This window comes from Bacillus sp. JK62, from assembly GCF_053663455.1.
The window spans coordinates 441,251-458,547 of the sequence record NZ_JBSJQA010000002.1 but is presented as its reverse complement, the minus strand read 5'-3'; the positions used below and the strand labels follow the sequence as shown (position 1 = coordinate 458,547).

Annotated in this window: 19 protein-coding genes; 7 read left to right on the top strand and 12 right to left on the bottom strand. The window is 44.5% G+C overall.

Going from position 1 to position 17,297, the window contains the following annotated elements; genetic code table 11:
* Nucleotides 1-147: 147 nt before the first annotated feature.
* From ACWJJ4_RS07505 to ACWJJ4_RS07490, 4 genes are all read right to left on the bottom strand, one after another.
* Nucleotides 148-2,295: a peptidoglycan D,D-transpeptidase FtsI family protein gene (locus ACWJJ4_RS07505; protein ID WP_094247728.1), complete on the bottom strand. Its 2,148-nt coding sequence runs from the start codon at nucleotides 2,293-2,295 to the stop codon at nucleotides 148-150.
* A gap of 101 nt (nucleotides 2,296-2,396) precedes the next feature.
* Nucleotides 2,397-3,686 (bottom strand): MFS transporter, encoded by a 1,290-nt coding sequence (locus tag ACWJJ4_RS07500; protein ID WP_012118002.1) that lies wholly within the window; start codon nucleotides 3,684-3,686, stop codon nucleotides 2,397-2,399.
* A 117-nt stretch (nucleotides 3,687-3,803) separates the two neighbouring features.
* Entirely contained in the window at nucleotides 3,804-4,409 is a 606-nt protein-coding gene (gene sodA, locus ACWJJ4_RS07495) for a superoxide dismutase SodA (RefSeq protein ID WP_003153025.1), read from the bottom strand.
* Nucleotides 4,410-4,575: 166 nt separating this feature from the next.
* Nucleotides 4,576-5,058 (bottom strand): DUF456 domain-containing protein, encoded by a 483-nt coding sequence (locus tag ACWJJ4_RS07490; RefSeq protein ID WP_172614831.1) that lies wholly within the window; start codon nucleotides 5,056-5,058, stop codon nucleotides 4,576-4,578.
* 158 nt (nucleotides 5,059-5,216) lie between these two features.
* On the opposite strand from ACWJJ4_RS07490, the gene ACWJJ4_RS07485 reads away from it, so the two are divergent.
* The 3 genes from ACWJJ4_RS07485 (at nucleotide 5,217) to ispG (ending at nucleotide 7,626) form a co-directional block, all read left to right on the top strand.
* Nucleotides 5,217-5,981 carry a DUF1189 domain-containing protein gene (locus ACWJJ4_RS07485; RefSeq protein WP_454021544.1) on the top strand — a complete coding sequence of 255 codons (765 nt, stop codon included), beginning with the start codon at nucleotides 5,217-5,219 and terminating at the stop codon, nucleotides 5,979-5,981.
* Nucleotides 5,982-6,072: 91 nt separating this feature from the next.
* Nucleotides 6,073-6,375, top strand: coding sequence for a LysM peptidoglycan-binding domain-containing protein (locus ACWJJ4_RS07480; RefSeq protein ID WP_003153022.1), 303 nt, complete (start codon nucleotides 6,073-6,075; stop codon nucleotides 6,373-6,375).
* 132 nt (nucleotides 6,376-6,507) lie between these two features.
* The gene (ispG, locus tag ACWJJ4_RS07475) at nucleotides 6,508-7,626 is read left to right on the top strand and encodes a flavodoxin-dependent (E)-4-hydroxy-3-methylbut-2-enyl-diphosphate synthase (protein WP_169510269.1); all 1,119 of its coding nucleotides are present in this window, start codon (nucleotides 6,508-6,510) and stop codon (nucleotides 7,624-7,626) included.
* 33 nt (nucleotides 7,627-7,659) lie between these two features.
* On the opposite strand, the gene ACWJJ4_RS07470 is transcribed toward ispG, so the two are convergent.
* Entirely contained in the window at nucleotides 7,660-8,037 is a 378-nt protein-coding gene (locus tag ACWJJ4_RS07470) for a DUF308 domain-containing protein (RefSeq protein ID WP_087920773.1), read from the bottom strand.
* A gap of 133 nt (nucleotides 8,038-8,170) precedes the next feature.
* Between ACWJJ4_RS07470 and ACWJJ4_RS07465 the strand changes: the two genes are divergently transcribed.
* On the top strand, nucleotides 8,171-8,752 hold the full coding sequence (locus ACWJJ4_RS07465; RefSeq protein ID WP_007408297.1) for a nucleotidase: 582 nt from the start codon (nucleotides 8,171-8,173) through the stop codon (nucleotides 8,750-8,752).
* 31 nt (nucleotides 8,753-8,783) lie between these two features.
* Here the strand turns inward: ACWJJ4_RS07465 and ACWJJ4_RS07460 are convergent, their stop codons facing one another.
* A complete protein-coding gene (locus tag ACWJJ4_RS07460) occupies nucleotides 8,784-9,194 on the bottom strand; it encodes a Fur family transcriptional regulator (RefSeq protein ID WP_003153018.1) in 411 nt (136 codons plus the stop codon).
* Nucleotides 9,195-9,317: 123 nt separating this feature from the next.
* Nucleotides 9,318-10,199, bottom strand: a complete 882-nt coding sequence (locus tag ACWJJ4_RS07455) for a YitT family protein (RefSeq protein ID WP_003153016.1) — start codon at nucleotides 10,197-10,199, stop codon at nucleotides 9,318-9,320.
* A gap of 118 nt (nucleotides 10,200-10,317) precedes the next feature.
* Here ACWJJ4_RS07455 and ACWJJ4_RS07450 point away from each other — a divergent pair, with 118 nt between their 5' ends.
* Entirely contained in the window at nucleotides 10,318-10,572 is a 255-nt protein-coding gene (locus ACWJJ4_RS07450) for a DUF2624 domain-containing protein (protein WP_003153013.1), read from the top strand.
* Nucleotides 10,573-10,600: 28 nt separating this feature from the next.
* Here the strand turns inward: ACWJJ4_RS07450 and ACWJJ4_RS07445 are convergent, their stop codons facing one another.
* Both ACWJJ4_RS07445 and ACWJJ4_RS07440 read right to left on the bottom strand, forming a co-directional pair.
* Nucleotides 10,601-11,494, bottom strand: coding sequence for a deoxyribonuclease IV (locus ACWJJ4_RS07445; RefSeq protein ID WP_017418161.1), 894 nt, complete (start codon nucleotides 11,492-11,494; stop codon nucleotides 10,601-10,603).
* 11 nt (nucleotides 11,495-11,505) lie between these two features.
* A complete protein-coding gene (locus ACWJJ4_RS07440; RefSeq protein WP_017418162.1) occupies nucleotides 11,506-12,822 on the bottom strand; it encodes a DEAD/DEAH box helicase in 1,317 nt (438 codons plus the stop codon).
* 165 nt (nucleotides 12,823-12,987) lie between these two features.
* Between ACWJJ4_RS07440 and vrrA the strand changes: the two genes are divergently transcribed.
* Both vrrA and ACWJJ4_RS07430 read left to right on the top strand, forming a co-directional pair.
* Complete coding sequence (gene vrrA, locus ACWJJ4_RS07435) at nucleotides 12,988-13,683, top strand: VrrA/YqfQ family protein (RefSeq protein ID WP_326375327.1); 696 nt, start codon at nucleotides 12,988-12,990, stop codon at nucleotides 13,681-13,683.
* 122 nt (nucleotides 13,684-13,805) lie between these two features.
* Complete coding sequence (locus ACWJJ4_RS07430) at nucleotides 13,806-14,750, top strand: 4-hydroxy-3-methylbut-2-enyl diphosphate reductase (RefSeq protein WP_003153006.1); 945 nt, start codon at nucleotides 13,806-13,808, stop codon at nucleotides 14,748-14,750.
* 21 nt (nucleotides 14,751-14,771) lie between these two features.
* Here the strand turns inward: ACWJJ4_RS07430 and ACWJJ4_RS07425 are convergent, their stop codons facing one another.
* The 3 genes from ACWJJ4_RS07425 to cccA form a co-directional block, all read right to left on the bottom strand.
* Nucleotides 14,772-15,893 (bottom strand): Nif3-like dinuclear metal center hexameric protein, encoded by a 1,122-nt coding sequence (locus ACWJJ4_RS07425; RefSeq protein WP_077722603.1) that lies wholly within the window; start codon nucleotides 15,891-15,893, stop codon nucleotides 14,772-14,774.
* Nucleotides 15,886-16,590, bottom strand: coding sequence for a tRNA (adenine(22)-N(1))-methyltransferase (locus ACWJJ4_RS07420; protein WP_146277492.1), 705 nt, complete (start codon nucleotides 16,588-16,590; stop codon nucleotides 15,886-15,888). The genes ACWJJ4_RS07425 and ACWJJ4_RS07420 overlap by 8 nt, the downstream gene beginning before the upstream one ends.
* Nucleotides 16,591-16,715: 125 nt before the next feature.
* On the bottom strand, nucleotides 16,716-17,078 hold the full coding sequence (gene cccA / locus ACWJJ4_RS07415; RefSeq protein WP_263612068.1) for a cytochrome c550: 363 nt from the start codon (nucleotides 17,076-17,078) through the stop codon (nucleotides 16,716-16,718).
* Nucleotides 17,079-17,297 lie beyond the last annotated feature (219 nt).

Below are 17,297 nucleotides of genomic sequence, written 5' to 3'. Positions count from 1 at the left end.
TTCCCCCTGCATTTAATGTGTAATTTGTCCTACACGTATAGAGTAAAGGGTTCTTGTAAAATGCGTATAAATCAAGTGTTAAGGTTTTGTAAATCCGGATGTTTTTTTGTATAAAAAAAACGCTCACAGGTTGTGAGCGTTTTTCTGTTAGTTGCTTGTATTGCCGTTTTCAGCGTCTTCCTGAATTTTATCTTCATTTTTCTGCTTCGTATTATTATCTTCTTGTTTCTTTTTCAGCTCAAAGTATTTGTCCAGAGCTGCTTCCCCGATGTCATTAGTTATTGAATACCTGTCATTGTAATTTTCATAAGCCCATGGAACCACTACCGAAATAGCAACTTCAGGATGATCTGCAGGAGCATAAGCCACCAAAGTTGTGTTATAAGTAGAAGCACCAGTTCTTGATTTTATAGGTCCATCATAGAAAGCTTGTGCTGTTCCAGTTTTACCGGCAGGGTGATAACTTTTATTAGCAAAATTTGCTCTCGCAGTCCCTTGAGCTCCATTCATAACAAGTTTAAAACCTTGTTGAACACGTTTAATTTCACTTTCCGTCATATCAAGACGGTTCATCACTTCCGGATTAACAGATTCAACGACGGCCCCGATACCTTTTTTTGAAGGTTTTCTTACTTCTTTCACGACTTGGGGCTTCATACGATAGCCGCCATTAGCAATGGTCGATACATACTGAGCCATTTGAAGCGGAGTGTATGTGTCATATTGGCCGATCGCAAAATCAAGCAAGAAACCTGACTGTCTTTTTGTTCCCACATATCCTGTAGCTTCGTTAGGCAGATCAATTCCTGTTTTTACCCCTAAACCGAATTCACTGAAGTAATAACGAAATTTATCAAATGCGCTGTAATCAAGCGGAAGTGAATGTCCTGATATATATTTACCCTTACCAATTGCAATCGCAGTTTTGAACATATAAACGTTAGATGAACGCTCAAGTGCAGTTAAATCATTTATCGGCCCCATTACACTTACCGATTTTTTAGGAGGAGAGCCTTTAATATTTAAAACTTCATCCGTAAATATATTTCCGATTTTAATAGCTCCTGTTTGATAACCTGTTAACAATGTTGCCCCTTTTACAGCTGAGCCCATGTTATAAGAGGAAGTCATTGTTCCTAGTGCATAATCATCAATTTTATATTTGCCGCCTGCTTGTTTAATCTGTTTACCCGCCATTGTAAGCACTTCTCCATTACGGGGATCCATCATTACAACAAATGCTCTGTCAAGCAACTGTGTACTCGGTCTTGCCTTTGCAGCCCTTAAATTTTTCTCAATAATTTTTTCAACGTCTTTTTGCAATTCGGTATCTATAGTGAGTACTAAATCATCCCCGGCTTTACCTTTTGAAACCGTTTCTGTATCTGTTACGTTTCCAGAGGAATCTGTCACATTTCTCACTTTCTCTTTTTGGCCCTGCAGCAGATTTTCATATTGATACTCTAAATAACTTTTTCCTACTCTGTCATTCCTGCTGTAGCCGAGTGACAAATAATGCTCAAGAAGATTTGAAGGGAGTCCTTCATTGGAGCTCGAGACACTGCCGAGAACTGATTTTAACAACCCTTTATTTGGATAAGACCGTTCCCAGTCAGACGTCACGTCAACTCCCGGCAGTTCATCTAAATGTTCGCTGACGACGGCCATTTCTTTTGCCGACACCCCTTCATTTTTGATGTATTGAGGCGTCAGTGAATAGCCTGAATCCATCTGCCTTTTGATCGCAAGGATCTGCATATCTTTTGAAGTGAGCTCATTCAGCTGTTTGTCTGTGATACGTTTCAGCTGAAGCTGATATAAATCATCTTCAGACAGTTTTTTGTCTTCAGCTTTTTGCTTTTCTTCGGCCGTAATCAGTTTTTTCGCTTCATCAGGCCTCGTTAACATCCAATAGTCTTTTTTATCCCGCTCAGTCACCTTTTTGGTGCTTACCTTAATCATACCCGACAGTTTTTTTGCGATTTTTAAACGCTGCGCCTGGGTGGTTGAGGCTGAACGTGTATATGTAATCGCATTTAATGCTTTATTCGTTACGATGGGATTTAGGTTCCGGTCGTATATTTTCCCTCTCGGAACCGCCGTGCTGACATCAGACTCCTCCTGCTTATTAGCGGCGTTTTTATAATCATCACCCTGAACGATCTGCTTGATGCCAAGCTCGACGATAATCCAAGTGAAAATAAGAAACGCGGCCAAAAACAAAAAATTAAGCCGGATCGGCAGTGATTTTTTCTTTTCTTTGTTTACAGCTATTTTCTTTTTATTTCTCCTCATGACATCACCTTTTCTTATTTACAGAAAGAAATGACACCTTCTGTTCAGGTGCCATTTTTCATTCTAAAGGTTTTTTCGATATTTTTCTACAGATAACCCTTTTATCTTTCTCCTTTTATAAAATTCGGTTCCGCCGCCTGTTTTTGTCGGTCTTCTTCTACTGTTTCATCAGAAGTTTCCGTATCCAGTTTAATGTCTTTTATAAAGTAATAAATCAGCGGATGGCCGGCTCCGAGCAGCACGAGCGCCGCCGGTATTCCCACTTTTTCCTTGAATAATGTAACGATTACAAGGAAACAAAGGATGGAAACGATCCGGCCCGCATTTAAAAATAACTCCCTGAGCACAATGTATTCAATTCTGGCTTTTCTGGCAAGACGCGCCCGGCCTATCACATCATATGTAAGCGAGACATACGGCACGAGCAGAACTGGATAGCCGATCGCAATAAACACTCCGTACAAAAGGAGCGTCGTGAAGCTCATTTTAAAAATGATGAGAAACAGGGCGCCGTACAAGATCAATCCGCCGATAAGAATCGCCTTTTTCCGGGCTCTTTTTTTGATGAGCCTTGATGCAAAATAATAGGCAAAAAAAGAAACCGCGGAATTGACGAGACCGAATGTTCCGAGCGCCAGCTCACTGTTTGTCGCAATGAATACAAATACGCTGATTAAAAAAACAAAAATCCCTTCTCTCAAGCCTTGAAAAAAGTGCGCGTTGGTAATCCGGCGCCAATTCAGATTCGTGTGGCGCTCATCAAAAACTTTTTTCAGCATAAACCGGCCTTTCGACTCCCTCCGCTTCAGAAAAAAGCTCATAACCACGGCAAGGGCAAATAAGCCGAGCGACAGGCTGAAAATGATTGTATAACCCGTATTGTTTTCAAGTCTTGAAATGACATATCCGGCCACAATCGGACCGATCATGCCCGCCGATGAAGACAAAATGCCTAAAAACCCGTTAAAAAAATCTCTCGTTTCCGGTTCCGTAATTTCGAACGTCAGCACATTAAAAGCCAGCCAGTAAAAGCCGTATCCAACTCCGAGCACGGCCCCTATCAAAACGAGACGGGAAGCCGCAGTTTCTCCGGCAAGCAGCACACTTAAATAAAAAGCGGCCAAAAAGATAACGCCGAACCTGAGAATAAACACCCTGTCAATTTTTTTAGCCAGCCGGCCGGCCAGCAGAAAGGTAACCGGCTGCATCGTTACGACCGACAAATTGTATATGGCCAAATCAATAAATTTTCCCGACTGCTTCCACAAATACACGTTGACAAATGTATTTGACAGCGCGATGCCCAATGAGTAAAGGCCGCCAATCGTCAATAACAGCAGCAGCCCTTTATTTATTTCGATGTCGCCGATAATTTTTTTTATTTTGCTCATCATTGACTCCCCTTTACTACACATTAGTTTGTCTCACTCAAACTGAGATATGTAAAAGGATTCAAAGTCAATAAAAAAACAAGGCCTCCCGCGGGAGACCTTGTTTTATCGAACTATTTATTTTGCTTCGCTGTAAAGACGGGCAACTTCATCCCAGTTCACAACATTCCAGAAAGCTGAAATGTAATCAGGACGGCGGTTTTGGTAGTTCAGGTAGTACGCATGCTCCCAAACATCAAGACCGAGGACAGGCGTTTTACCCTCTGAAAGCGGTGAATCTTGATTTGGCGTGCTTGTAATTTCAAGTTTGCCGTTGTTTACAACAAGCCAAGCCCAGCCTGAACCGAAACGGCCGGCAGCTGCGGCGGCGAATTTTTCTTTAAATTGATCGAAGCTTCCGAACGTGCTTTTGATCTCTTCAGCAAGCTCACCAGTCGGTTCGCCTCCGCCGTTCGGAGATAAAAGAGTCCAGAATAAAGAGTGGTTGGCATGTCCGCCGCCATTGTTGCGGACAGCTGTGCGGATGTCCTCCGGCACTGCGTTCAAATCAGCAACAAGCTCATCTACAGATTTCTCTGCAAGCGCTGATCCTTCGATCGCTTTGTTGAGGTTTGTCACGTATGTGTTATGGTGCTTCGTATGATGAATCGTCATCGTTTCCTTATCGATATGAGGTTCTAAAGCATCATAAGCGTAAGGCAATTCTGGAAGTTTGTAAGCCATAATTTTTTTCCTCCTTTAAATATATGTACTGAAATGCCGCTTAACGCGAACTTTTCTAATCTCAATGTAACAAAAGAAAGCATGGTAATCAATGAAAAAGCTCACAATCCGGCGATTCCAGCAGACATATTACACTTTATCCGTTCACTGCCGAAATTAAACCTTTCTAAAGCACCGTCCATAAGAAATATCCGATCATAAAGAGCTGAATGACGCCTTTTGCCGCCACGCTTGTTAAAAAGCCGATTAACGAGCCGAGCCCCACTTTTGCCGCGGACTTGATATCCTTTTGATGAACAAACACCTCAGCGCAGACAGCACCGATAAACGGGCCTATTATAATGCCTGCCACAGGAATAACGAAGGGCCCGAGCAACAATCCGATCGTGCTTCCCCAGATTGCCGCCCTGCTTCCTCCGTACCTTTTAACGCCAAGTAAATTTGACACATAATCAGCTGCAAATAAAACGGCCGCAAATACCGCCTCAATGAGCCAAAATAGGTAAGAATAAGGACTGAAGGAAAACAAAAATCCGTAGAGAAGAAAACCGGCCACAATAAAAATAACGCTTGGAATCACCGGATATACAAGCCCGATAAAAGCAATGACGAAGACCGCAATGATAATCAGCCAATACAAAACACTCATGACAAAAACACCCTCCTTTGTTTTGCGGGCGATCACCGCTTCCCGCTTTATCTTATTATGTATGATTCCTTATCACCGCTTTAAATACTCTCACTTGTGTTCATCCCCTGTGAACGATACAATAAGCAACATATACCAGTTTAGGCTAGGAAGTGAAGATGTTGAACATATTTACGGCTTTATTGAAAAGTACATACTCTCCGGCAGATATTGCAAAAACACGGTTTCAGAGGATAGGAAAAGCGATCCTTTATGTATTTTTGCTGTCTGTCCTTTTTACGCTGCCAAGCGCTTATTACCTTTGCTCCGGCACCGTAAACTCAATGAACGGTTTCAAAACCGTGTTAAAGAAAGATTTCCCTGATTTCAGCATTTCAAACGGAGAATTGCAGACGAAAGCATCCGCCTCTAAGGAAACGGAAGCGAACGGGTTCGTCATCGTGTTTGATCCCACAGATGCTTACGGCGCTAAACAAATAGCGGCGAAACAAAATGCGATCGGCATTTTGAAAAATAAAATGGTGCTTGCTGTAGACGGACAGGCGACAGAAATGAATTATTCGCTGATGCCTGCCGATATCACAAAAAAAGAAATCATATCAGCATTAAACCAAAATAAAACAATGATCGTCACCGTCCTGTCCGTTTTGCTGTTCATCATGACAGCGGCCGGCAAATTCATTGAAGTATCATTTCTCGCCGTCATCGGCCTGATATTGAAAAATGCGCAAAGAAAGACATTGAATTACCAGCAGCTCTGGAAGCTTTCGGCTTATTCCATTACACTTTCGACCATATTCTTTACGATCATGCGCGCGCTTGTTATTACGGTGCCGAGTGAATTTTTAGTGAATTGGTTTGTAAACTTTATCATCCTTTTCCTCGTCTTAAAAGAGATACCGCGAAGTAAAACAGCTGTGTAACAAAGACTGCCCCCGGCGGTCTTCTTTTTTGTCATGAACAAAACGGGACAAGCATACAATGAAGTAAAAATGTATGCGGGAGGCGGTTGGAATGAAGCGGCTTACTTTTGTATTCGGCAGTTTATTTGTGATATTCATTATCTTTTACGATCTTAAAATCGGCACGATCCCTTCTCAAGACCTTCCAGCATACGCAGCGGCGGCACAGCCAGCCCAACAGGAAGCTTCATACAGAACGGTTACGGTCAAAAAAGGCGATACGGTGATGTCGATAGTCGGCGCACATAAAGCGCCAGATGATATTGCACAAGATTTTGAGGCGCTGAATCCGAATGTAAAAGCAAATGCCATTCAGGCAGGCACCGCTTATAAATTCCCCGTCTACCGCAATTAAACGTTAATTTCTTGTCAGTTCGGCAAATACACTGTTACAATATAACATGTAAATAGAAGTTGCCTGACATGTAAAAGGCTCAGCCTGCAAAAGCGGTAACTACAATTAAGGAGCGATTGACAAGTGAGTGAAATCACACATCGTACAAAAACGCGTCCCGTCAAAGTGGGACCTTTAACAATAGGCGGAAATAACGAAGTCGTCATTCAGAGTATGACGACGACCAAAACACACGACGTAGAAGCAACAGTTGCGGAAATCAACCGTTTAGCCGAAGCCGGCTGCCAAATTGTCCGGGTGGCATGTCCGGACGAACGCGCCGCTAACGCGATTGCCGACATCAAAAAACAAATTTCCATCCCTCTCGTTGTCGATATTCATTTTGACTACAAGCTTGCATTAAAAGCAATTGAGGGCGGGGCCGACAAAATCAGAATCAACCCGGGTAACATCGGCCGGCGCGAAAAAGTGGAAGCCGTCGTAAAAGCGGCGAAAGAAAAAGGAATTCCGATCCGGATCGGCGTAAACGCGGGATCTTTGGAAAAGCGTATTTTAGAAAAATACGGCTATCCGACTGCTGACGGAATGGTTGAGAGTGCGCTTCATCATATCAAAATCCTGGAAGACCTTGACTTTCATGACATCATCGTCAGCATGAAAGCCTCTGACGTTAATCTCGCCATAGAAGCATACGAAAAAGCGTCAAAAGCATTTGATTATCCGCTTCACCTCGGAATTACAGAATCGGGCACGCTGTTTGCCGGAACGGTAAAAAGCGCGGCCGGACTCGGAGCGATTTTAAGCAAAGGAATCGGAAACACGCTCCGGATCTCTCTGAGCGCCGACCCGGTTGAAGAAGTGAAAGTAGCCAGAGAACTGCTGAAATCATTCGGTCTCGCTTCAAACGCGGCTACGCTTATTTCATGCCCGACATGCGGACGGATCGAAATTGATCTCATCAGCATCGCAAATGAAGTGGAAGAATACATTTCTAAAGTCAAAGCGCCGATTAAAGTAGCGGTTCTCGGATGTGCCGTTAACGGACCGGGCGAAGCAAGAGAAGCCGATATCGGGATTGCCGGCGCGCGCGGCGAAGGACTTCTTTTCCGCAAAGGCCAAATCGTCCGCAAAGTGCCTGAAGAAACAATGGTCGAAGAGCTCAAAAAAGAAATCGACAAGCTGGCAGAAGAACACTATGCAAAGCTTGAAGCAGAAAAAGCAAAAGCAGAACAAGAAACACAAAAAGCTTGACGGATATTCCGCCAAGCTTTTTTTTGCGTTGTGTTAAAAAAACGGTGTAATGAAGATGCCAAGCACAAGGGAAACAATACCGATTCCCATCGCCCATCCGCCTAAAGCGCCTGCTCCTCTTCTTCTGGCGATATAGCCGACGATAATGCCGCATGCCCCTAATAAAACAGGGAGCACAAACAGGGAAATGATAGAAATAGCCAATGCTGCATACCCTATCCCCCGGCCTTCACTTACTCCGTCCCGATTATCATCACGGTCTGCTGCCCGGTCAGAAGCACGATATGGCTCTGAGATTTCGGCCGCTGTTTCTTCTGAATAAACATCACGCGTGATATCGGTTCCTTCCGATCCATGATCTACATAGTAATCGTTGCCTTTTCGATTTTCGTAATCGTATGCCACCTTCAATTCCCCCTTTTTCTTTTATGAAAGGAGCTTTTTTAGTTTCCGCGTTTTTTACGAATTCATGTTTGCTAAACTTTTCTGGTATTGTTAATTGTTTATGTTACACTTGAAGGGATGAATTTATAGGAGTGTGGACATGTTACGGTTAGGTATAGATATTGACGGCACAGTTACGGCACAGGATACATTTGTCCCTTATTTAAACCGCTCATTTCATCTTTCCATTACCTTGGATGATATGACTGATTATGATCTGACGAAGCTTTTGAACATTACAGACGAGGAATTTTGGGAATGGATGAACGTTCATGAAGCAGCCATATATAAAGAAGCGAAGCTCGCGGAATTTGCCAAGCAGGCACTGGACGGACTGAAAGAAGAGCACCGCCTTATCTACATTACGGCAAGACGCGGCCACTTAGAAGATGTTACGCTGGACTGGTTTGCAAACCGGGACATTCATTACGATCACATTGAGCTTGTCGGAGGCCATCACAAAGTGGAAGCCGTCAAAAAACACGGCATTGATTTATTTTTCGAAGATCACCACGGCAACGCGACAATGATCGCAAAAGAAGCAGGCATTCCGGTTATCCTTTTTAACTCCCCATATAATCAGCTCCCCATCGATTCCAATATTATCAGGGTGCAGAATTGGCTTGAAGCCGTCGCCTGGATTAATAAAAACAAACACAGCTTTCAGCATGTTAAAAGCTGAAAAAAAACCTCCTGTATAAGCAGGAGGTTTTTTATCGGCACGCCGGACAGGTGCCGTAAATTTCAAACTTATGGCCGCTGATTTCATACCCTTCCAAATCATCGTGCAGCTTATCCATCGGACAGGACTCAATTTCCTTCGTTTTCCCGCAAGTTAAACAGATAAAATGGTGATGATGATGGGTATAAGAGCATGTAAAACGGAACAGTTTTTCTCCGGAAAGCTCCGTTGTTTCCAAAATGCCGAGTTCTTCATATAACGAAAGATTTCTGTATATGGTATCAAAGCTCAGACCCGGATAGTCGTCATTTAATGCGGCAAGCACGTTTTTGGCGGTCAGATATTTATCAGAATCAGCAAAAAGCTGCAGCATGTCTTCTCGCTTACTCGTATATTTATACCCTTTTTCTTTCAGCAGGTTCAACGCTTCTTGTACGTTCATGAGGACCTCCCCTTTACAACACGGTATCGCTCCAAAAAGAAAATGGCAGCTGTCTGAACAGCAGGCCATTTTCTTATGATGTATCAAATTATACCTATAAAATGATGAAAAGTAAATGAAAGCCTAGTGAATCGCGGTTTTGAACTTACCGCCCCTCGTTTCATGGGTATTCATGATCGTAATAAAGGCGTTTTTATCAATTTCAAACACAATGGATTTCAATTTAGTCACTTCAAGCCTTGTCACGACCGCGTAAATGACTTCTTTGGATTCATCTGTATATCCGCCTTTTCCCTGAAGCTTGGTGGTTCCCCTTCCAAGCCGGTGCAAGATTGCGTCTGAAATTTCCGCATACTGATCTGCCACAATAATGACCGCTTTTGTTTCATCGAGACCCTGAATGACGGCGTCAATCGTTTTCATGGCAATATAATAAGTCATGAAAGAATACATCGCCTGCTCCGGACCGAACACAAAACCGGCCCAAATAAAAATAAACACATTGATGAGCATAACGAATTCTCCGACTGAGAAGGGCAGCTTTTTTGTGAGAAGGATACCGAGTATTTCAGTACCGTCCATCGAGCCTCCGTTTCGGATGACAAGGCCTACCCCGAAACCGAGCAAAAGCCCGCCGAATACCGTCGCCAAAATAGGCTGGGTCGTAATGGCCTCCACATGGTGCAAGGAGGATTCAATCAGCGCTAAACCGACGATTCCGATAACAGTAGAGATGAGAAATGTTTTTCCGATATATTTATATCCGAAAATCATAAATGGAATGTTGAGTAACACAACGAATAAGGCGAAATTGAGGAGGGGATTGGACATAAAGAGGTGGTCTAAAATTAATGAAACACCGATAATGCCTCCGTCGATAAAATTATTAGGGACCAGAAACAATTCAATACTTACGGCGGCTGAACCCGCCCCGATCAGAATCATGATGACCCTGAAGATAAAGTGTAAAAATGATTCTCTTTTGTGCTGTTTATTTGGGGTCATAAAATCTCCTTTCCTGTAATAACTATTTTAAACAGTAAGCAACTTCATTTTACCATTAAAAGCCGTAACATTTTAATGATTTGCTCAATACATTATGTCTAAAGAGGTGAAAGTATCGATGATTTTAATACAAAGAATTATTTTGCAGCGGCTCAATCAAGTCACTGCGGACGATCTTCTGAAATATTCCAAGCAATACGGAATCAGCATTACGAGAAGTCAAGCGGCTGAGGTAGCGGCTCTGATGCACGGAAAAAACATCAATATTTTTGATGAACAGGAGCGGCTGCGCCTGCTGAAAAAAGTGGAAACGATAACCTCAAAAGAAACGGCTCGGAAAGTTGACGAACTTTTCAATCAATTCTCAGGGTAAAAAAGGAGGGGCAATTCCCCCTCCTTTTTTATTGAGCTGATATTTTTTTAAGAAGCTCCTGATCAAACTGCTTTTCTTTCAGCATTTCGATTTCAAAACGGTACGGCGGCTTCTTATTTTTCTTGTCTTCGCCTACATACGGTGTTTCGAGGATTTTCGGAATATCGGCAAGCTGCTCGTGATGAACGATGTACTGCAGAGCGTCAAAACCGATCTCTCCGAACCCGATATTTTCATGGCGGTCTTTCCGGGCGCCTTTAATATTCTTACTGTCATTCACATGAAGGACTTTTATCCGATCGATACCGACGATTTTATCAAACTCGTTAAGAACGCCGTCAAAATCATTGGCGACATCATATCCTGCATCATGGGTGTGACAAGTGTCAAAGCAGACGGATAGATGTTCATTATGCGTAACCCCCGAAATGATCTCGGCCAGCTCTTCAAAGCTTCTTCCGCATTCTGATCCTTTGCCCGCCATTGTCTCCAGCGCAATCTGCACGTGTTGACCGGGAACAATCACTTCGTTTAAACCTTCAATGATTTTTTTGATGCCCGTCTCAGCCCCGGCTCCGACATGCGCCCCTGGATGAAGCACGATCTGTTTCGCGCCGATCGCTGCCGTTCTTTCAATTTCAGAACGCAGAAAATCAACGCCCAGCTCAAACGTTGCCGGATTTGTCGTATTTCCGATGTTAATGATGTACGGCGCATGCACGACAATCTCGTCGATGCCGTTTTCCTTCATATGGGCGCGGCCCGCTTCAATATTCAAGTCTTCAATTTTTTTGCGGCGCGTATTTTGGGGAGCGCCCGTATAGATCATAAATGTGTTCGCCCCGTATGAAACGGCTTCCTTGCTTGCGGCAAGGAGCATATGTTTTCCGCTCATTGAGACGTGTGAGCCTAATTTCAGCAACCCGATTCCCCCTACTTTCCTCTGTTAGATTGGTTTCTTCTCTGCTTCTTTCTGATTTTTTCCATTTCGTAGCTCATTTTCTTTTTATAGCCCGGCTTTACTTTTTTCGGCTTTTTCACAAGGCGTTTCGCCATTTGGTCAGCCTCATTTGCCGTCTTTTTGCGATTTTTGCGGCGGTGGCGGTCATCGCCTTTCTTCCATTCGCCGTTTACAAGCTCCGCATATTCAAACACAATACCCATCTTTTCGAGTCTTACGAGCGCATCTTCGTCAGAAAGCTCATAAATGGTCAGTGCTTGGCCTGATGAACCGGCGCGTGCGGTTCTCCCGACACGGTGAACATAAAAATCCAGATCGTCCGGAAGCTCATAGTTGATGACGTGGCTTACGCCTTTAATGTCAATTCCTCTTGCCGCAAGGTCTGTCGCAATGACATAAGTGAATTCCAGATCATTAATCTGCTTCATTACCTTCTTACGCTCACGCGGCGTTAATCCCCCGTGCAGAAGACCGATCCTCATGCCCTTTTCAGTCAGGTATTTCGCAATATGGTCAGCCGTGTTTTTCGTATTGGCAAACACAATGCCCAGATAAGGGTTCAGATGAGACATCATATCAAAAAGCAGTTTGTCTTTATCACGCTGTTTAGAAGGAACCAAAACATGTTCAATCTTTTCGGCTGTGATTCTTTTCGGCTCAACATGCGCGTACTTCGGATTTTCCATATACTTTTTCAAAAACGGCTTCAGCTTTTCCGGAATCGTAGCTGAGAACACAAGCATCTGAAGTTCTTCCGGCATCCGCGATCCGATATAATCAACGTCTTCTAAAAAGCCCATGTCAAGCATCAGATCAGCTTCGTCAATGACGAGAGACTGCGCTTTATAGACGTTCAATGCCTGCGCCTTAATCAGATCCGCGATCCGGCCCGGCGTTCCGACGACGAGATGAGGCTGTGTTTTCAGCTTATCAATTGATTTTTGCTTGTCCGTCCCGCCGATGAAACATTTTGTCCGGATCGGCTCATCTTCCGCACCCTGTGTGATTTTGAGCGCTTCCTGATGAATCTGATTGGCAAGCTCTCTCGTCGGCGCCGTGATAACAGCCTGCACCGTATCAGAACCCGGATCAATCCGATTCAAAATTGGCAATAAATAGGCGTGGGTTTTCCCCGTCCCCGTCTGGGACTGCCCGATCACGCTTTCGTTTTTCAGTACGGCAGGTATCAGCCGCTTTTGAATATCTGTCGGTTCATAAAAACCAAGGCGGTGAACTGCATCTATAATAAACGGTTTTAAGTTGTATCCATCAAATTTAGTTTCTTTCATTTTTCCCAGCTCCTTAAAGCGGCACATTCTGTGTCCATCATCACATTATAACCGATTTTATTTAAAAACACCATGTCTTGGGGGAATCCTGTTTTCGAGACAGAAAAGCAAATGCCCCCTCCGATGCATATTGTAATAGCAGAGAGACAGAAAGGAGGTACAAGTATGTTTCCACAGCAGCCGATGAGAAATATGGCGCAGCAGGGCCGGCCGTTGATGAATCCGCGTATGATGATGGGAGGAAGACCGTCATTGCCGGGCCGGCAGCTGATGCAGCAGGGCCGGCAGCTTTTCCCTCAGCAGCAGATTGCCGGAGCGGGCCTGAGAAACGCAGGCACGGGCGGCGGAGGGGGCTTAAAAGGGATGCTTTCCCGTTTTTTACCCGGTTCAGGAGGAGGAAGCGCTGCCGCGTCGGCACCGGCGGCGGCCAGCGGAGGAGCAGGTGCAGGACTGCAGGGAATACAGAACCTGGCAAGTCCGGCATCCCTGTCGAGCATGCTCGGCAACGTTCAGAAGGTGCTCGGCGTGGCGCAGCAGGTTACGCCGATGATCCAGCAGTACGGTCCTTTAGTACGGAGTCTGCCCGCCATGATGAAGCTTTACAGCCAATTAAGCAGCAGCGATGATGAGAATGAATCTGACGAGACAAAAGAAACAGACGAACAGGACAAAAAGGATGAAGCTGAAAAAACAGATGAAACAGAAGATGAAAACAAATCAGACGCCTCATCCAAAACACCAAAGAAAACGTCAAAAAAAGCATCCGCTTCAAAAGAAAAAGACGCCGCACAGGCAGAATCAGCGGAACAGCCGCGTCCAAAAAGAACATCGGGCAGATCAAAGCCGAAATTATATATTTAACATTCTTTGATATCTCACGAAAGATTAGCTATAATGAGATCAGAAGAATGCAAGATTTGAGCCGTTTAACTACGGCTTTTTATATTGCCTCTACACTCACTTTTGATAGGAGGACATCTACATTGGACGTTATCAAAATATCGCCGCGCGGCTACTGTTACGGCGTTGTTGATGCCATGGTCATAGCCAAAAACGCGTCACTCGATAAAACACTGCCAAGACCTATATATATACTCGGAATGATTGTTCATAATAAGCATGTCACAGATGCGTTTGAGGAAGACGGCATTTACACGCTTGACGGTACAAACCGTCTGGAGATTTTAAAGCAGGTGGAAAAAGGAACCGTTATTTTCACGGCTCACGGGGTATCTCCGGAAGTAAGAAAAGCCGCTGAGGAAAAAGGGCTTGTTACGATTGACGCCACATGCCCGGACGTCACGAAAACACATGACTTAATCCGAAAAGTAAAAGCTGAAGGCTATCATGTCATATACATCGGCAAAAAAGGCCACCCCGAGCCTGAAGGAGCCGTCGGCGTCGCTCCTGAAATCGTTCATCTCGTTGAAACAGAAGAAGACGTGAGAAATCTCGATATTCAGGCTGAGAAATTAATCGTTACAAACCAAACGACAATGTCCCAGTGGGACGTCCACGATATTATGGAATCAGTCAAAGAAAAGTACCCGCACGTGGAATACCATCAGGAAATCTGCCTGGCCACACAGGTTCGTCAAGAGGCTGTATCGGAGCAGGCAAAAAAAGCGGACTTAACCATTGTTGTCGGCGATCCGAAAAGCAATAACTCCAACAGGCTGGCTCAAGTGTCAGAAGAAATCGCCGGAACAAAAGCCTACCGAATCGGAGACATCAGTGAACTGAAGCTCGAATGGCTGAAAGACGTCAATACCGTCGCCGTTACCGCGGGCGCATCAACACCGACACCGATTACAAAGGAAGTCATCCGCTTTTTAGAGCAGTTTGACCACAACGATGAATCGACATGGCAGCTTGAACACAGTGTGCCGCTCAAAAAAATCCTTCCGAAAGTAAAAATAAAAAACTGAGGCCCGGGGCCTCAGTTTTTTTTATAGGAAGGTAAATGGGTTTGTATCTGTTTCGGAAGCGAAAATGCGCACGTCATAGTTTTTCTCTACGGCCATCGCCGTAAGCTTCTCAGCCGTGCCTTTTCTCATGATCTTTTCAGCATAATGCCCCGGGTCCACGACGTTTAATCCCATCATCATCGCATCATGCGCTACATGAAAATAAAGGTCGCCCGTCACGTAAACATCTGCACCTTTCCGCTTTGCCTGATAAATATATTTATTTCCGTCCCCGCCAAGAACCGCGACTTTTTTCACCTTGCTGTTTCGCTCTCCGACCATCCGGACTCCGTTAACGTCAAACTTTTCTTTCACAAACAGAGCAAACTCTTCAAGCGTCATGTCCTGCTGAAGTTTTCCGATCCGGCCGAGGCCTTTTTCAAGCGGAGACTGCTCCACCGGATAAATATCATACGCCACCTCTTCATACGGATGGCTTTTTTTCAGCGCTTTTACGACGGTTTTCTCCATACTTGCCGGAAAAACGGTCTCAAGTCTCACTTCATGGACGAGTTCCAGCTCTCCCGTCTGTCCGATAAACGGGTCTGCCCCCTCCAGCGGCTTAAAGCTCCCGATTCCCTCAGAAGAGAACGCGCAATGGCTGTAATTGCCGATATGTCCCGCTCCGGCGTTGCCGAGTGCGGTTCTTACAGCTTCTTCATAATCTTTCGGAACGTATACGGCAAGTTTTTTCATCGGGTCCGAATATGTCGGGACGAGCACTTCTGTGTCTGTCAGACCGAGAGCTTCGGCAAGCAGATCGTTAACACCGCCGTCCGCTACATCAAGATTCGTATGAGCCGCATATACGGCAATATCATGCTTTATACATTTCTCAATCAGTCTTCCGCCCGGCTGATCAGTGGTGATCTGTTTAAGCGGCCGAAAAATCGGCGGATGGTGGGCGATAATTAAGTCAACTTTTTTCTCAATGGCTTCATCTACCGTTTGTTCCAGAACATCCAGTGTCACCATGACATTTTTCACCGGCTTATTCAATGTACCGATCTGCAGTCCGATTTTATCTCCTTCCACCGCATAAGCCTTCGGTGAAAATTGTTCAAACAGCTGGATGATTTCCTGTCCGTTCACATGTTTAGGCATGTCCGATTACCTCCTTCAGCAGAGAAATCCGCTCTTTCAATTCAGCTAATTTTTCATGATTTTCATGCTTTGCGCTGCGGCTGATCTGTTCATAAATTTGTTCAGTATGCTTAAGTTCCTGGCTCCATTTCCGAAGAAACACTTCGTTCCTCTCTTTTAATAAAAACGGACCCGCAAGCATTCCGGCAGCCATCGGCACGTCCCGGTACGGCGCATCACGGTCGCCAGTTTCCGCAACGAGGATTTCATAACACTTTCCGTCTTCTTCGAGAATCACTTCATCAAGCAGTTCATAACCTTCCTGATACAGCCACTCTCTTATATGAACGGCATGAATATTCGGCTGCAGAATCAGCCGTTCACGCCCCGTCAATTTCGTTTTTCCCGACTCCAAAATATGAGCGATCAGCGCTCCGCCCATGCCAGCGATCGTAATGGCGCCGGCTTCTCCTTTTTCAAGGACGCTCAGCCCGTCACCTTTCCTTACGGAGATAAGAGTGCTTAAGTCCAGTTTTTCCACCTGCTGTTTGGCGGATAGAAACGGTCCGTCTGTAATTTCACCGGCGATTGCGCGGCTTGCCAAATGATTCAAAACGGCATAGCAAGGAAGATACGCGTGGTCTGACCCGATATCAGCAACCAGGGCACCCGGAGGGATAAATTCCGCCACAGACTGCAATCTTTTAGATAACTTCATTTCATTCACAATATCACAACTTTTCTCAGGTTCTTTTTCCTTTACTATCATATAAAAAAACCGCCCGGAATCCAAGCGGCGGATAGAGTTTTTCATATGTCTTTTATATAGGGACCGGTAAAGCTTTATTTAATGTCAGAAACCCATTTTGCCATGTCATCCAGCTTTTCGGCCGGCACAAGGCCCGCAGGCATCCCGTTGCCGCCTTTTTCAATTTTTGTTTTAATCTCAGCGACATCTTTTCTTTTGCCGACGCCTTTTAAGTTAGGCCCTGACACACCTTCATAGTTTTCCCCGTGACAGGTGATGCAGTTCGCTTTATAAATCTCTTCAGGTGAAGCGTTTGCAGTTTCCTTCTCGGCACTTTTGCTTTCACCGCCGCTTGCGATCTGATGCGCATCTCCATTGCCTTTTACAGCTAAAAAGAAAGTCAGCCCTATTCCCAGCACTGCAATGAGCAAAAAAGGAATCAGCGGATTCCACTTCATATCTCCATCCCCCTTTTTCATTCTCCCCCTATGTAAACACTTCTAATTCTAACTTATTTTTACAAAAAGTAAATGGTCTTGCTCAGCAATTTCATTGATTTCACAATTTATACAAAAAGCAAAAATAACTGTTTTGTTTATCACAAAATTATCTTTATTCTATTGTATAATGAATTGTATACGCTTACAATAAAGAATATAAATAAACTTATCTCATTT

What these genes read in the sequence shown, in the direction of transcription:
- ACWJJ4_RS07460 (WP_003153018.1), bottom strand. Translation starts at nt 9,194, where the DNA reads ATGAACGTACAAGAAGCGTTGAACCTGCTGAAAGAAAAAGGGTATAAA.
- vrrA (WP_326375327.1), top strand. Translation starts at nt 12,988, where the DNA reads ATGTTTCCACAGCAGCCGATGAGAAATATGGCGCAGCAGGGCCGGCCG.
- ACWJJ4_RS07505 (WP_094247728.1), bottom strand. Translation starts at nt 2,295, where the DNA reads ATGAGGAGAAATAAAAAGAAAATAGCTGTAAACAAAGAAAAGAAAAAA.
- sodA (WP_003153025.1), bottom strand. Translation starts at nt 4,409, where the DNA reads ATGGCTTACAAACTTCCAGAATTGCCTTACGCTTATGATGCTTTAGAA.
- ACWJJ4_RS07450 (WP_003153013.1), top strand. Translation starts at nt 10,318, where the DNA reads ATGATTTTAATACAAAGAATTATTTTGCAGCGGCTCAATCAAGTCACT.
- ACWJJ4_RS07480 (WP_003153022.1), top strand. Translation starts at nt 6,073, where the DNA reads ATGAAGCGGCTTACTTTTGTATTCGGCAGTTTATTTGTGATATTCATT.
- ACWJJ4_RS07465 (WP_007408297.1), top strand. Translation starts at nt 8,171, where the DNA reads ATGTTACGGTTAGGTATAGATATTGACGGCACAGTTACGGCACAGGAT.
- ACWJJ4_RS07490 (WP_172614831.1), bottom strand. Translation starts at nt 5,058, where the DNA reads ATGAGTGTTTTGTATTGGCTGATTATCATTGCGGTCTTCGTCATTGCT.
- ACWJJ4_RS07455 (WP_003153016.1), bottom strand. Translation starts at nt 10,199, where the DNA reads ATGACCCCAAATAAACAGCACAAAAGAGAATCATTTTTACACTTTATC.
- ACWJJ4_RS07485 (WP_454021544.1), top strand. Translation starts at nt 5,217, where the DNA reads ATGTTGAACATATTTACGGCTTTATTGAAAAGTACATACTCTCCGGCA.
- ACWJJ4_RS07420 (WP_146277492.1), bottom strand. Translation starts at nt 16,590, where the DNA reads ATGAAGTTATCTAAAAGATTGCAGTCTGTGGCGGAATTTATCCCTCCG.
- ACWJJ4_RS07425 (WP_077722603.1), bottom strand. Translation starts at nt 15,893, where the DNA reads ATGCCTAAACATGTGAACGGACAGGAAATCATCCAGCTGTTTGAACAA.
- cccA (WP_263612068.1), bottom strand. Translation starts at nt 17,078, where the DNA reads ATGAAGTGGAATCCGCTGATTCCTTTTTTGCTCATTGCAGTGCTGGGA.
- ACWJJ4_RS07500 (WP_012118002.1), bottom strand. Translation starts at nt 3,686, where the DNA reads ATGAGCAAAATAAAAAAAATTATCGGCGACATCGAAATAAATAAAGGG.
- ACWJJ4_RS07440 (WP_017418162.1), bottom strand. Translation starts at nt 12,822, where the DNA reads ATGAAAGAAACTAAATTTGATGGATACAACTTAAAACCGTTTATTATA.